Below are 13832 nucleotides of genomic sequence, written 5' to 3' on the forward strand. Positions count from 1 at the left end.
GTCGAACTCCCATCCCGTGGCGGTGCGCCGCGCGAGATACGTATACTGTTCTCTTAAACAGAGAATCACATTTCCTCATGGGAGAACAAGACATGGTCGAGCTCGAGCTGGACGCGGGATTGGCGGTCGTCACGATCAATCGCCCGCACGCCCGCAACGCCATCGCCCCGGGCACGATGGACGAACTGGAGAAGGCGATCGATGCCGCCTCCGGAGCCAGGGCCCTGGTCATCACCGGGGCGGGGGACCGTGCCTTCGTTTCCGGCGGGGACCTGAAGGAACTCGCCGCGCTGCGGACCGAGGAGCAGGCGGCGGCCATGGCCCGGCGGATGCGCGGCATCTGCGACCAGCTCGCCGCGTTCCCCGGCCCGGTGGTCGCCGCGCTCAACGGGCACGCCCTCGGCGGTGGCGCGGAGGTGGCGGTGGCCGCGGACATCCGGATCGCGGCCGACGACATCAAGATCGGGTTCAATCAGGTGTCGCTGGCGATCATGCCGGCATGGGGTGGCGCCGAGCGGCTCGCCCGGCTGGTCGGCCCGGGCCGGGCGCTGATGCTGGCGGGCTCGGGGGTCGTCCTCGACGCCGCGTCCGCCGAGCGGGTCGGGTTGGTCGACCAGGTGCTGCCGCGCGCCGAATTCGACAAGGGCTGGCGGGCCGTGGCGCGGTCGCTGGCGAACTCGTCTGCCGCCGCCATCAAGCGGGTGGTCGGCGGTGTGCCTCCGGAAGAGGCCGTCGCGGCGTTCGCCCGGCTCTGGGTGGCCGACGAGCACTGGCGCGCGGCGGATCGAGTGATGAACCGGGCCAAGTGATTTGGTGCAGTCGCAGCCGTTGAGTGGCACGGCTGGACGGAGTGCGGGCTGCATGAAGGGTGATGTAGATCACATACTGCATATTTGTAAGGTAGGTATCACAATTGCGAGAACCAACTTACGGTGTGATCGGTAGGTTCCCGGTGGGGCGAAGCGATGGTCCGTCATCAGCCCTGGCGCACCGTTCGCTCCCCGGATCGACCTCTCGGCTCGGCGTGCGGCCGCCGTCGAGGCGATGGTTTCGCCGATTCCAGTGTCGGCGCGGCCAGCGGCGCCCGGTGCCGGGCCCGCGGTCGGGCCTGCCCGGAACTGCACGTTCGATAGCGGGATGAGTAACCATGGCCAGACGATCCGTCGATTCCGTTGACCGAGGTTTTCGGGAACTCCACTCCGTGTCGCGCTGGCGAGCCCACGCGCGACGGCACCCCCTGCGCTACCGCTTGGCGGTGGTGGCGCCGAGTGCGACCGAGGTGATCCGCCACGCAGGCGGCTGGCTGTTCGACCGGACCACCGCGGGGTGGGAGGTGACAGTGCTGGTCTCCGACCACGCCGATGTGCGTCCGCTGCGGATCCTCGGCGCCACGGTGCTCGACCTGGAGCAGTCGCTGGCCACCCCGCTGCACGACACCTGGCCGATGGCCGTCGCCGTGGCCGCGCAGACCTACCGGTCCGACGCCCGGGTGCGCGACGGCGTGCTCGAGTGCCTAGACCGCGGCCTGACCGAGGTCGCCGTGTGGGGTGCGGACCTGCCCGCCGAACTGGAGCAGCGCGTCGGCCCTGCGCGGCATCGAATGAGCGTGGCGGCACGGGCTTTCAAGTCGTGTGCCCTCACCGCGGCGGGGCTGCCCGCCGAGGTGGTGGGATCGAGCGAGGTGTTCCGGACCGGAGAACGTCGGCCGTCGACCTACCGGTGCGAGGTGGATCTCGTTCCGGCCTGACGGCGGCCGATCGCGCCGCCGTCAGGCCGGGGCCGGTCCGGCGTCGCCGCGTTCGCCTTCGAGCTTCTCGATCTCTCGCTCGACCAACTCGAAGGCTTCGGCGTGCCCGCCGGACATGCCCAGCGCCCGCTCCAGCACGACCACTCGGGAGACGCTGGTCATCAGCACCGCCATCGCGGCGGGTGGAAATCGCGTGGTGTCGAATTCGTATTCGTTCAGAATTCTCTGCAGTACGTCCGTCTGGATGGTGCGGAATCGCTCCGCGTAGTCGGCCACCGCCTCCCGTATGGCTGGCCGATGATTGGACAGTCCGACGAATTCCATGGTGAAGCGCACTGCCGCCGGATCGGTACTGAAATCCCAGAGGGCGCGCAGTGGCTTGTTGGTTTTCATCATCTCGGCCTGGAGTTCGAGCCCTTGCTCGGCGCGGCGCTGGAAGATTTCCAGCAGCAGTTCGTCCATGGAGCGGAAGTAGTAATGCACGAGCTGCGGTTTGAGTCCGGCGCGGTCGGCCACGCGGCGGGAAGTCACCGCTGCCCAGCCCTCCTCCAGCAAAAGCTGTTCAGCGGCGTCGAGCAGGACGCCGCGATTTCTGGCGTCAGGGGCTCCGATCCTGCGGGGCGATGGCATCCGCCGTCCTCCTTCGAGAAAACTGGTCGTGGGATCAATTCGTATCGTAGTACCGGACACCGGTTCTATTGACGCGTTGTCCCGGCACATGCTATGCATGTGCACAGCATCTTGCTGAGCATCCGCTCGGCATCTGGTGCCCGGCCGGTCGATCCGGTCGCTGTGCACCGATGCCGCGCGGTATCCGACACGTGAACATCAGGTAGTCAGGAGGCCTGTGCGGGCTCACGGTGATACGGCGCGCAATCCGCGGCACCTGTTTCGTGGTGCGCGCGCTATTTTTCGCACGGCGGCTCGGTCGCCGAAATAACGACTCCTCGGTTCGGGGTAACGAGTCGTTCGGTCGACGCTGACGTCGGCTGTTCGAGTGGCAGGAAATTGCCTGCCACTCCATTTGTGCTTTCATGTTGTTGTCGAATACTATTCACTTCTGTCCGGCGAAATCACGCGCAGCTTTTTCCGTGAACGCTATTGACTCGTGATGTGCCTGCCCGCAGAATAGCGATGTGACGCTTCGTTGCCGGGGCGAGCACTCGGGGCGAGATTCGAGTCGGGCAGGTGGGCCGACGTCTCGGGCGCGAATTTCCTACCCTCCGGAAGCGCGGCAGTCACTGGACCGTTCGAATGTCCGGCTAATTCCTTGTACAACAGTGCGGCCGTCGCATGGAACAAGACTGTTTCAAATTGTTTCCGTGTGCGGGCGATGGAAGCCGGACCTGGAGAGTTTCGAGAGCGATGATTATTCCCCGAGAAGCCGACGCGCGTGCGGACACGCGCGGCTCCGGCGGTGACGCGCCGCCGGAGAGGTGGGCGACTCGGGCGATCACGGCGTGGTTTCGCGGCTATCTGCGCAGGCATCCGATCACCGCCCTGGAAACCGTTGGCGGCCAGTTCGTTCTGGGCGTGCGCGCACTGCAGTACTTGTGCGTGGACGTCCTGACCGGGCGTTTCGCGTTCGCGGAGTTCGTCAGGCAGGCCGCCTTCATGGCCTCGGCGGCCGTGTTGCCGACGATCTTCGTGTCGTTGCCGATCGGGGTGACGCTGTCCATCCAGTTCGGCCTGCTGGCCGGGCAGGTCGGCGCCACCTCGCTGGCGGGCGCCGCGAGCGGGTTGGCGGTCATCCGGCAGGGAGCGCCGATGGTGGCCGCGCTCCTCATGGCCGCGGCCGTCGGTTCGGCCATCTGCGCGGACCTCGGCTCCAGGAAGATCCGGGACGAGCTGGACGCGATGGAGGTCATGGGGGTTTCGGTGGTGCGGCGACTGGTCGTACCGCGCCTGGCCGCCGCGGTGGTGGTGGGCGTCTCGCTGACCGGTGTCGTCTGCTTCGTCGGCTTCCTGGCCGGCTACCTGTTCAACGTCTTCGTCCAGAGCGGTGCGCCCGGAAGTTTCGTCACCACCTTCGCGTCGTTCGCGACGGTGAGCGACCTGGTGCTGACCCTGTTCAAGGCCGTCGTGTACGGCGCCGTCGTGGCCGTCGTGGCGTGCGAGAAGGGATTGTCGACCAAAGGCGGTCCCGCGGGCGTGGCGAACTCGGTCAACTCGACCGTCGTCGCGTCGATCCTGCTGTTGATGACCGTGAACGTGGCGGTCACGCAACTGTCGATGATCCTGTTCCCCAGGCAGGGGTTGTGATGGCCGCGCCCTACCGCCCGCCGGGGACGCGCCTGGCACTACAGAGCGTCACCCTGCTGGGGACGGCGATCATGCGCCTCGGGCACATGATGACGTTCTTCCTGCGCGCCCTGTTCTCGATACCGGTGATGCTGCGCCACTACCGAAACGAGTTCGTGCGCATCCTGTCCGACGTCACGTGGGGCAACGGGTCGATCGTCGTCGGCGGCGGGACCGCGGGCGTCATCATCGTGCTGGGCGCCGCGGGCGGGGCGATCGTGGGCCTGGAAGGCTACAACGCCTTGCATCTGCTCGGAATGGAGCCGACGGTCGGGTTGATCGCCTCGACCGCCTCCACCCGCGAGCTCGCTCCGATCATGGCCTCGCTGGCGTTCGCGGCGCAGGCGGGCTGCCGTTTCACCGCACAGCTGGGCGCCATGGGCATCGCCGAGGAGATCGAGGCGATGGAGTCGATGGGTATCCGCTCCATCCCGTACCTGGTCAGCACCCGGATCCTGGCCTCGGTGCTGGCGATGATTCCGCTCTACGTGGTGTGCCTGGCGGTGAACTATCTCGCGGTGCGGGTGGTGGTCGGGCTGTCCGGCGGGCTGTCGGCGGGAACCTACGAGCACTACTTCCAACTGGTGCTCAACGGGCCGGACATCGTCTACTCGCTGATCAAAGCGGTCGTCTTCGTCGTCCTCACCTCGACCGTCCAGTGCTACTACGGCTTCTACGCCGCCGGTGGCCCGCAAGGGGTCGGTATCGCCGCCGGACGGGCGATGCGAGCGGCGATTTCGTTGATGATCGTCGTCAATCTGCTGCTCACCGTTGCGCTCTGGGGCATCGGCGCCAGCGCGAGGCTCGGAGGATGACCATGTCGATCCTGTTCGAGAAAGACGGGCGTGGCCCCTCGGCGGTCGCGCTGCTCTTACGCGGACTGGTTCTCGTCGTTGTCACCGTGGCGGTCGTGTCGGTGCTGCTGATGAAGTCCACCGGCCGCTTCGACGACAAGGTGGAGGTGACCGCCCTGCTGGAGCAGCTCGGCGACGGACTGCCCGCCCGGTCGGACGTGAAGTTCCGCGGGATGCTGGTCGGCACCGTGGCCGAGGTCGCACCGGCCGCCGGCAGCGGCCCCAACCGGGTGCGGCTGCTGCTGGATCCGTCGTCGGCGGCGCGGATTCCGCGGACGGTGACCGCGCGGGTCGTCCCGAGCAACGTCTTCGCCGTGTCGTCGGTGCAATTGGTGGACAACGGTCCCGGCGCCGCGCTGCCCGCGCACGCCGAGATCCGCCAGGACCGCAGTCTTTCGACCGTGCAACTGCAGACCGCCCTCACCAAACTGCGCGAGATCATCGCCGGCGCGGCACGGATCGGCGCGAGCAACACGGTGGGTGTGCTCGCCGCGGTCGCGACGGCGACCGACCGTCGTGGCGCCGACATCGTCGCGGCGGGCGCCCGGCTCGAGCGCATCACCAAGGAGTTCGACGCGCTGCTCACCCCGGATGGCGGGCCGCCCACACTGACCCTGATGGCCGACGCCGTGCGCGGACTGAACGCCTCCGCACCCGACCTGCTCGACGCGCTGCACCACGCGGTCACACCCATGCGGACCTTCGCCGAGCACAACCAGCAACTCGTCGGCCTCCTGTCGGCCGGTGGTACGACCCTGTCCACCGTCGGCGACACGCTGGACCGGCGCACGGACCAGATCGTCACCGTGGCGAACCAGATGGGCCCGGTCCTCGACGTGTTCGCCGAGGGCTCACCGGCGTTCGGTCCGATCGTCGTCCGGATCAAGAAACTGTCCGACCAGTGGTTCACCGAGTTCTGGAACCAGGACAGCCCGCGCGGGCGCGGCAAGTTCCAGTTCCGCTTCACCCCGCACACGCTGTACACCAGGGCGGATTGCGTACGTTACGGCGAGCTGGCCGCGCCCAACTGCAGCACGGCGCCGACCGCCGTCCCCACCCAGGAACTGCCGCCCACGATGGACCCGCGGACCTATCCACCGGCGCCCGTCCTGCCCGCGGATCTGCAAGAGCTGATCCGCCGCGTACTGAGCGGAGAGGCCAACGGCGCGGAGTCGACTCTCGCGCCCCTGCTGGGCGACGGTCCCTTCCCTGGAGGCGCTCGATGAGTTATCGCCGTTCCCTGATCGGGGTGAGCCTGTTCGTCGCCGTCGCTGTCGGCCTGCTCTGGGTCACCTTCGTGACACTGGACCGCGGGGTCAACGGCGGAACCCACCCCTATTCGGCGGTGTTCAGCGATGTCAGCGGATTGCGGGTCGGCGACGACGTGCGCATGGCCGGAGTCCGGGTGGGCCGCGTCGACAAGATCGAGCTGGACGGCACGCGCGCCCGGGTGCGGTTCCGGGTCGAGGACGCCCAGAAGTTATCCGGCAACACGAAGGCGTCGATCACCTATCAGAACGTCATCGGCCAGCGGTACCTCGGTCTGTCACCGGCCGATTTCGGTGATCCGTCTCCGCTGCGTCCGGGCGGGGAGATCCGGCTCGAGCGCACCGAGCCCTCGTTCGACATCTCCGCGCTGCTCAACGGATTCGAGCCGCTGTTCGGCGGGCTCGACCCGAAACAGGTCGACAACGTGACCGGTGCCCTGATCAAGGCGTTGCAGGGAGACAACACCTCGGTGGTGCTGCTGATCCAGCAGGTGTCGACCCTGGCCCAATCGCTGGCCGGACCGGATCAGGTGCTCGGCTCGGTCATCACCAACCTGAATCGGGTCGTGGGCGATCTGGCGGTGCACAGCGGTGAAGTCAGCTCGCTCATCACGCGGTCCCGCTCGATCATCGACGGGCTCGCACAGCACCGCGACGAGCTGCTCGGCACGCTGTCCACCGCCGCGACGGTGACCGACCGGATGGCGGCCACGGTCGCGGGCGTGCAACCCGAACTCGACGAAATGCTGACCCGCGAACCGGGTTTCACCCGGCACTTCATGGCGAACAAGGAGAACTTCGCCTACCTCGGATTCAACCTGCCCGCCCTGATGAAGGGCCTGGCCAGGGTGAGTCAGGAAGGCGCCTACCTCGGCACCTACCTGTGCAATTTCGGCGTCGACCTGTTTCCCAGCCTGACGACGCTCGTGCCCACCGTGGTGGGGCTGGCGTCGGCCACCGGGAAGCCCCAGCAATCACCGATCTGCAGGTGAGTATGAGACTGAAAAATACTGCGAAACAGGCTGTTGTGACGGTGCGGCAGCCGATCGAGACGCACCCGCGCGGCACGCTGGGCGTGGTCGCGTTGGTGGCCCTGCTGGCCGCCCTGGGCGCCGCCCTGGGATTCAACGCGGTCGGCGTCGGAAAGGTGACCTACGAGGCGGAATTCGCCCAAGCCGCCGGGATCCGCCCGGGTGACTCGGTGACCGTCGCCGGCGTGCCGGTCGGGACCGTCGAGGCGCAGCGGCTGGCCGGCGACCACGTGGTGGTCACCCTCGAAGTCGACAAGAATGTCGCCCTCGGCTCGGAGACCGGCGCCGCCATCAAGCTGACCACCTTGCTCGGCGCTCGGTACGTGGAACTGCGTCCGGCGGGTCAGGGTTCGCTGCCCGGCAGGCGGATCGGGTTGAGCCACACCGCCGTTCCCTACGATCTGCAGCGGGCGCTGGAGAACGCCACGGTCACCTTCGATCAGATCGACGCTCGGCAGATCGGCAAGTCGCTCGACAGCTTGGCCACCCAACTGGACGGGGTGCCCACGGTGCTGCCCGGCCTGCTGGAGAACATGCGCGCGCTGTCGGAGATCATCGGCGACCGCCGCGGCGAGCTGGGTGCGCTGCTGGCCGGCACCGAGCGGTTGACCACGGTGGTCACCGAGCAGCGTGCGGATCTGGCCGCGATCACGACCCGGGGCCGCGACCTGCTCACCGAGATCGTCGCGCGCCGCGACGCCATCCAGCGACTGATGAACGGCACCCGGCGTCTCGCCGACCAGCTCCGCGTGCTCGTGGTGGACGACCGGCCCAAGCTCGAAGAGTTGATCACCGGCTTGAACGGATTGCTCGGCAGCCTCGCGCGTAACGACCAATTGCTGCGGAACACGCTGGAGATCCTGCCCGTCCCGGTGCGCAATTTCGCCAACGCCTCCGGCACCGCGAACGAGGTCGATTTCACCGCGCCGGCCGGGCCCCTGGTCGACTCCTGGATGTGCGCCATCAGCAGCCGCGCCCTGCAGGCCGATCTGCCCCCGTACTTCAAGGACTGCCGATGAGAACGATAGGTCTGCTGATCCGGTTCGGCGCGGTGCTGATGGTCGGCGCGCTGGCCGGATGCGCCGGTGACGCGGTGGGCCTGCGGGACAGCGGCAGGACCGTGACCGCCTGGTTCGACAACGGCGCGGGTCTCTACGTCGGCAACGCGGTGGCCGTGCTCGGCATGCCGGTCGGCGAGGTCACCGCGGTCGTGGCGCGCGGCTCGCACGTCGAGGTGACGATGGAGATCGACGCCGAGGTGGACATCCCCGCCGACGCGACAGCCGTCACGTTGTCGACGTCGGTGCTGACCGACCGTCACGTCGAGTTCACCCCGGCCTACCGCGGCGGCCCCACGCTGGCCGACGGCGCCCGGATCGGTCTCGACCGCACCAGGACGCCGGTGGAATTCGATCGCCTACTGGGCGCTGCCGATCGGATGGCGGGCGAGCTGAAAGGCGCGCAGCCCGGCGACGGTCCGATCGCGAGGCTACTCGGCGTCTCCGCGGCGATCACCACCGGAAGCGGTCCCCAGCTGCGTGCGACCATGGACGAACTGGCCGCCGCGCTACGCCTGGGCGACGACGGCGGCGCCGAGGTCCGCGACGCGATCACCCGGATCATCGACCAGCTGGCCACCCTGGTGCGCGCGGTCGCGGGCAACGAAGGCGTGATCCGCGAATTCGGCGTCGCCACCGGGCAATTGGGCGAGACGCTGGCGGACCTCGATATCGGCACCGGTGACACGGGTGCGCAGATCAACCAGATCCTGCTGCAGGCGAGCGATCTGCTCGCGCACAACGCCGAGAGCATCTCGGCCACGGTCTCCGACGCGAACACGGTCACGCGGGCGCTCGCCGACTACCGGCGCGAGCTGGCCGAATTCATCGACGTGACGCCGCTGCTGCTGAACAACGCGTACAGAGCGGTCGATTTCGAGCATCGCGGTGTGCGGGTGCACGCGCTGCTGGACAAGGTGTTCTTCGACAGCCAGCTCGTCAAAGAGGTGTGCAACATCCTGGGCTTGCGCCAACTCGGCTGTGCGACCGGTACTTTGCAGGACTTCGGACCGGATTTCGGGATCACCGACATGCTCGAAGCGATGTCGAGGTTGCCGCGATGAGGCCCTGGCGAGAAGGATTCCGTGCGGCGGCACTCGGCGCGGCGGTGCTGGCGACGACCACGGCGTGTTCGGTCGGGCTGGAGGACCTGCCGCTGCCCGCGCCCGGCGTAGGCGGCGCGAACTACACCATTCATGCCGACTTCGCCAACGCGCTCAACCTGCCTGCCAAGGCGAAGGTCCGGCTCGCCGGGGCGGACGTCGGCGAGGTGACCGGTATGGCGGTGCGCGACTTCACCGCGGTCGTCACGATGAGCATCGGGCAAGACGTGGTGCTGCCGCTCGGGACGCGCGCGGAACTGCGCACCGCCACCCCGCTCGGCGATGTCTTCGTCTCGCTCACGGCACCGGCGGACGCCACGCCCGACACTCCGGTCCTGCGCGACGGCGACAGCATCGCTCGTGCTGCCACGGCGGCCGCCGCCACCATCGAGGAGCTGCTGACGACGGCCTCCCTGCTGGTGAACGGTGGCGCGATCCGCAATCTCACCACCCTCGTCAACGGTCTCGGGCATGCGGTCGGTGACCGCGGCGATCGGGTCGGCGCCTTGATCGACCAGTCGACCCGAGTGGTCCAGGCGCTGTCCGCGCGCTCGGAGGACATCCGAACCACCCTCGCGCAGATCGACCAGCTGGCCGGACAACTCGACGCGCAACGCCGCACGATCGATGACGTGGTCTTCGCGGCCGGGCCCGCGCTGACCACCCTTCAGGACAACGCGAGGCAAGCGCTGGACCTGGTTCGCAGAGTGGACCAGATCAGCGGGCAGCTCGCGAAGTTCCCGGGACTGAACGGCGCCGCCACCACCGGCATGGTCGCCGACATCAACCGGATCGCGGCCGAACTGAATGCCGCCGCGACAGATCCGAACGCGAGCGTGGCGGCGATGAACGCGATGCTCGGACCCGTCATCGCCATCACCACGAGCACGTCGGCCAGCGTGGACGCCGACATGCGCGATCTGGCGATCGGCGTCTTGCCCGACCCGAACCATACCGGTGATCCGGAGAGCCGGGTGCCCGACTCCGGCGACTGGGCGGCATTCGTGGGCAGCCTCACCTACACGCTGCTGAAGCTGCAGCAGCGGCTGACCGGAGGTGGCCGATGAGCAGGTCGATCCGGTTGCGCGCGGCGGGCGCGACGGCGCTGGAGATGCCCGCGCGCGTGCTGGTGACGACCGTGCGCGCGGGACGAGCCAGGCGCTCGGTCCTTTCCGCGAGCGCACTCGTGCTCACCTTGGTGCTGGGAGTGGGTTATCTGGTCTTCGGCGCGCTGGGCGTCGATCCGGTGGCCTCGACGATCACCGTGCGGGTGCACCTCGCCGACTCCGGCGGCCTGCTGGCCGGTCGGCAGGTCGCCCTGCGCGGCGTGCCGATCGGCCGGGTCGAGGCGGTGGAGCTGACCAGCACCGGTCTGGTCGCGGTCGCCGCCGTCGACGCGGATGCGCGGGTGCCCGCTGAGGGAGAGGTCCGCGTGGCGAGCCTTTCGATGGCAGGCGAGCAGTACCTGGACTTCCGCCCCACCCGCGACGACGGACCGTATCTCGCCGACGGCGCCGAGATCGGGGTGGAACGCACCACGACACCGACCCCGCTGTGGAAGACGCTCACCGAACTGGATTCGGCGCTGGCGCAGGTGAATCCCGCCGAGCTGGCGGCCGTCGTGGACGAGCTCGGCGTCGGTCCCGAGGGGCCGGGCAAACTCGCCGACATCATCGACGGCGGCCTGTTCCTGATCTCGACCCTGGATTCGGTGCTTCCGCAGACCGTGAGCCTGCTGCGCGACAGCCGGTCGGTGCTGGCGACGGTCGGTGATTTCGGTCCCGGCTTGGGCAGATTCGCCGCCGATGCGAATGTCTTGCTCAGTGGCGTCGAGCGCAAGTCCGGTGGGTATGTCGAGTTGCTCGCCGCCGCACCCGGTACCTTGCGCGCTCTCGACGCCGTGTTCGCGGAGAACTCCGCCGCGGGCGCGAGCCTGCTGGCGAACCTGGCGGTGGTGGCCGACACGACGTCGAAGCGAGTGCCCGCCCTGCAGGAGTTCTTCTTCCCGACCGAGCGTTCCGGCTCGACGCTGGATGCGATCGGCGTGGCGTTCCACGACGGTGGCGTATGGGGGTTGGTGAATCTGTACCCCCGGTACACCTGCGACTACGACCTTCCCCGGCGCCCGCCGTCATTGCCGGACTTCCCCGAGCCCTACCTGTACACGTCGTGCCCCAACCACGATCCCTCGGTGCTCATTCGCGGCGCGCGCAACGCGCCCCGCCCGCCGGGAGAGGAGATTCCGGACGGGCCGCCGCCGGGCGTCCGTGCGGACCAGCAGGCCACACCCACCCCGATCGGGCCGCTGTCGCTTCCGCTCACGTTCGCGGGACCGCCACTGCCGCCCCCGCCGCCCGCGCCGCGGCGATGACCGACCGGAGAAAGGAAGCGCTATGAGCGACAGTGACATCGAGACATCGGTAGCGACGAAGCAGAAGCCGTCGGCGGAGCAGGACGAACCCGAGGAGGCGGCCGCCGCCACGGACTCCGCCCGGGCCGAGCAGCCCGCCGACAGCGCCGCGGCGCAACCGCGGCAGAGCGAGGGTGCGGGGCGGGGCCGGATGTCCCGGGTGCTCGCGTCGGTCCGCCGGGGGCTGCTGCCCGTCGGCGCGGTGGTCGCGGTAGCGGCGATCGTCGCCGCGGCCGTGCTGGGATGGCAGCTGAAGAAGGAGCGTGACGTGGACGCCGCGGCCGAGGCCGGGCTCGCCGCGGCGCGCTCGTACGCCGTCACGCTCACGAGCGTGGACTCGGGCACGCTCGACCGTGATTTCGCCGCCGTGCTCGACGGGTCGACGGGTGAGTTCCACGACATGTACACCCGCTCCAGCGGACAGTTGCGGCAGCTGCTGCTGGACAACAAGGCGACCGGTAAGGGCACGGTGCTCGACGCCGCGGTCAAGTCGGCGACGGAGACGAAAGTCGAAGTGCTGCTGTTCATCGATCAGACGGTGACCAACACTGCCTCGGCCGACCCGCGGGTCGATCGCAGCCGGGTCCTGATGACCATGGAACTCGTCGACGGCCGCTGGCTGGCGAGCCGCGTCTACCTGCCCTGATAGCTGACCCGCTCATTACCCTCGCAGCCGTATGAGAATGGTATTCGCATGAATGAAGAGTACTGTTACCATCGAGAAGGTTGCTTCTATCCATCCAGGAGTGCTCCCCATGACTGACTTCGATTCGGTCGACTACTTCACCGATCCAGCGCTCGTTCCGGACCCGCACCCGTATTTCGACCATCTACGGGCGAAGTGCCCGGTGACGCAGGAATCCCGGTACGGCGTGTACGCGGTGACGGGATACGAAGAGTCGACAGCGGTGTTGAAGAACGCCGATGTGTTCTCCTCGGCTATCGCGGTCGGCGGGCCGTTTCCCCCCTTACCTTTCGAGGTCGAGGGTGAGGACATCACCGAATTGATCGAGCGGCACCGTGATCAGTTGCCGATGTTCGAGCACATGGTGACGATGGATCCGCCGCAGCACACCTATGCGCGCTCACTGCTCAATCGTTTGCTGACGCCGGCGCGATTGAAGGAGAACGAGGACTTCATGTGGCGGCTGGCCGATCGCCAGCTCGACGAGTTCCTCGAGCGCGGCCGGTGTGAGTTCCTCGCCGAGTACGCCAAGCCGTTCTCCTTGCTGGTGGTGGCCGACATGCTGGGTGTTCCGGAGGAGGACCACGAGGCGTTCCGCATCGCGCTCGGCGCCGAACGTCCCGGGTCGAGGGTCGGTGCGATCGACAACGAAATCGTGTCGAGCAATCCGCTGGAGTGGCTGGACGAGAAATTCAGTTCGTATATCAGTGATCGGCGGCGTGAGCCCCGTGACGATGTGCTGACGTCGCTGGCGCTGGCGAAGTACCCGGACGGGTCGACGCCCGAGGTCATCGACGTCGTGCGCTCGGCCACCTTCTTGTTCGCGGCCGGGCAGGAGACCACGGCGAAGTTGCTGAGCGCCTCGTTGCGGATTCTGGGTGACCATCCCGAGGTGCAGGCGCGGTTGCGGGCCGACCGCAGCCTCATTCCGGTGTTCATCGAAGAGACGCTGCGGATGGATTCGCCGGTGAAGAGCGGGTTCCGGTTGGCGAAGCGGGCGACGACGATCGGTGACACCGATATTCCGGTGGGCTCGACGGTGATGTTCTGCCCGGGTGCGGCCAATCGTGATCCGCGTCGTTTCGAGGATCCGCACGAATTCCGTTTGGATCGTCCGAACTTCCGCGAGCACATGGCCTTCGGCCGTGGCGTGCATTCCTGCCCCGGCGGCCCGCTGGCGCGCGTCGAAGGCCGGGTCTCGATCGAACGAATCCTGGACCGGATGCTCGACATCTCGATCGATGCGGACCGGCACGGCCCGGCCGGGCAGCGTGACTACACCTACGAACCCACCTTCATCCTGCGTGGGCTCACCGAACTGCACATCACCTTCACTCCCAATCCCTGAGTGACCGGGCGCGAATTCCCTTCGCTC

General features: G+C 68.0%; 13 protein-coding genes. 12 read left to right on the forward strand and 1 reads right to left on the reverse strand.

What is annotated here, in order from left to right:
- Positions 1-92: 92 nt before the first annotated feature.
- Positions 93-809 carry an enoyl-CoA hydratase/isomerase family protein gene (locus tag LTT66_RS27900; RefSeq protein ID WP_233069421.1) on the forward strand — a complete coding sequence of 239 codons (717 nt, stop codon included), beginning with the start codon at positions 93-95 and terminating at the stop codon, positions 807-809.
- Positions 810-1237: 428 nt separating this feature from the next.
- The gene (locus LTT66_RS27905) at positions 1238-1747 is read left to right on the forward strand and encodes a hypothetical protein (protein ID WP_233069422.1); all 510 of its coding nucleotides are present in this window, start codon (positions 1238-1240) and stop codon (positions 1745-1747) included.
- Between the two features lie 21 nt (positions 1748-1768).
- Here LTT66_RS27905 and LTT66_RS27910 read toward each other — a convergent pair whose 3' ends face one another.
- Positions 1769-2377 carry a TetR/AcrR family transcriptional regulator gene (locus tag LTT66_RS27910; RefSeq protein WP_043691356.1) on the reverse strand — a complete coding sequence of 203 codons (609 nt, stop codon included), beginning with the start codon at positions 2375-2377 and terminating at the stop codon, positions 1769-1771.
- Positions 2378-3112: 735 nt separating this feature from the next.
- Between LTT66_RS27910 and LTT66_RS27915 the strand changes: the two genes are divergently transcribed.
- The 10 genes from LTT66_RS27915 to LTT66_RS27960 all read left to right on the forward strand — a co-directional run bounded on the left by LTT66_RS27915 (position 3113) and on the right by LTT66_RS27960 (position 13805).
- Positions 3113-4009, forward strand: a complete 897-nt coding sequence (locus tag LTT66_RS27915; RefSeq protein ID WP_233061484.1) for an MlaE family ABC transporter permease — start codon at positions 3113-3115, stop codon at positions 4007-4009.
- Positions 4009-4863, forward strand: coding sequence for an ABC transporter permease (locus LTT66_RS27920; RefSeq protein WP_233061485.1), 855 nt, complete (start codon positions 4009-4011; stop codon positions 4861-4863). Before LTT66_RS27915 ends, LTT66_RS27920 begins: the two co-directional genes overlap by 1 nt.
- A complete protein-coding gene (locus tag LTT66_RS27925) occupies positions 4860-6128 on the forward strand; it encodes an MlaD family protein (RefSeq protein WP_233061487.1) in 1269 nt (422 codons plus the stop codon). Before LTT66_RS27920 ends, LTT66_RS27925 begins: the two co-directional genes overlap by 4 nt.
- Positions 6125-7162: an MlaD family protein gene (locus LTT66_RS27930; RefSeq protein WP_233061489.1), complete on the forward strand. Its 1038-nt coding sequence runs from the start codon at positions 6125-6127 to the stop codon at positions 7160-7162. The genes LTT66_RS27925 and LTT66_RS27930 overlap by 4 nt, the downstream gene beginning before the upstream one ends.
- 35 nt (positions 7163-7197) lie before the next feature.
- The gene (locus LTT66_RS27935; RefSeq protein WP_233061491.1) at positions 7198-8220 is read left to right on the forward strand and encodes an MCE family protein; all 1023 of its coding nucleotides are present in this window, start codon (positions 7198-7200) and stop codon (positions 8218-8220) included.
- Positions 8217-9323 carry an MCE family protein gene (locus tag LTT66_RS27940; protein ID WP_233061493.1) on the forward strand — a complete coding sequence of 369 codons (1107 nt, stop codon included), beginning with the start codon at positions 8217-8219 and terminating at the stop codon, positions 9321-9323. The genes LTT66_RS27935 and LTT66_RS27940 overlap by 4 nt, the downstream gene beginning before the upstream one ends.
- Positions 9320-10429 carry an MlaD family protein gene (locus tag LTT66_RS27945; RefSeq protein WP_233061494.1) on the forward strand — a complete coding sequence of 370 codons (1110 nt, stop codon included), beginning with the start codon at positions 9320-9322 and terminating at the stop codon, positions 10427-10429. The genes LTT66_RS27940 and LTT66_RS27945 overlap by 4 nt, the downstream gene beginning before the upstream one ends.
- Complete coding sequence (locus tag LTT66_RS27950) at positions 10426-11733, forward strand: MlaD family protein (protein WP_233061496.1); 1308 nt, start codon at positions 10426-10428, stop codon at positions 11731-11733. Before LTT66_RS27945 ends, LTT66_RS27950 begins: the two co-directional genes overlap by 4 nt.
- A 22-nt stretch (positions 11734-11755) precedes the next feature.
- Positions 11756-12418, forward strand: a complete 663-nt coding sequence (locus LTT66_RS27955) for a hypothetical protein (RefSeq protein ID WP_233061498.1) — start codon at positions 11756-11758, stop codon at positions 12416-12418.
- Between the two features lie 109 nt (positions 12419-12527).
- The gene (locus tag LTT66_RS27960; protein ID WP_233061500.1) at positions 12528-13805 is read left to right on the forward strand and encodes a cytochrome P450; all 1278 of its coding nucleotides are present in this window, start codon (positions 12528-12530) and stop codon (positions 13803-13805) included.
- The last annotated feature ends 27 nt before the right edge of the window (positions 13806-13832 follow it).

The sequence above is a fragment of the Nocardia gipuzkoensis genome, from assembly GCF_021183645.1.
Classification (GTDB): Bacteria; Actinomycetota; Actinomycetes; order Mycobacteriales; family Mycobacteriaceae; genus Nocardia; species Nocardia abscessus.

Coding starts and splice junctions, on each gene's coding strand:
- LTT66_RS27960 (WP_233061500.1), top strand. CDS start 12,528: ATGACTGACTTCGATTCGGTCGACTACTTCACCGATCCAGCGCTCGTT.
- LTT66_RS27955 (WP_233061498.1), top strand. CDS start 11,756: ATGAGCGACAGTGACATCGAGACATCGGTAGCGACGAAGCAGAAGCCG.
- LTT66_RS27920 (WP_233061485.1), top strand. CDS start 4,009: ATGGCCGCGCCCTACCGCCCGCCGGGGACGCGCCTGGCACTACAGAGC.
- LTT66_RS27910 (WP_043691356.1), bottom strand. CDS start 2,377: ATGCCATCGCCCCGCAGGATCGGAGCCCCTGACGCCAGAAATCGCGGC.
- LTT66_RS27925 (WP_233061487.1), top strand. CDS start 4,860: ATGACCATGTCGATCCTGTTCGAGAAAGACGGGCGTGGCCCCTCGGCG.
- LTT66_RS27915 (WP_233061484.1), top strand. CDS start 3,113: ATGATTATTCCCCGAGAAGCCGACGCGCGTGCGGACACGCGCGGCTCC.
- LTT66_RS27900 (WP_233069421.1), top strand. CDS start 93: ATGGTCGAGCTCGAGCTGGACGCGGGATTGGCGGTCGTCACGATCAAT.
- LTT66_RS27945 (WP_233061494.1), top strand. CDS start 9,320: ATGAGGCCCTGGCGAGAAGGATTCCGTGCGGCGGCACTCGGCGCGGCG.
- LTT66_RS27950 (WP_233061496.1), top strand. CDS start 10,426: ATGAGCAGGTCGATCCGGTTGCGCGCGGCGGGCGCGACGGCGCTGGAG.
- LTT66_RS27940 (WP_233061493.1), top strand. CDS start 8,217: ATGAGAACGATAGGTCTGCTGATCCGGTTCGGCGCGGTGCTGATGGTC.
- LTT66_RS27930 (WP_233061489.1), top strand. CDS start 6,125: ATGAGTTATCGCCGTTCCCTGATCGGGGTGAGCCTGTTCGTCGCCGTC.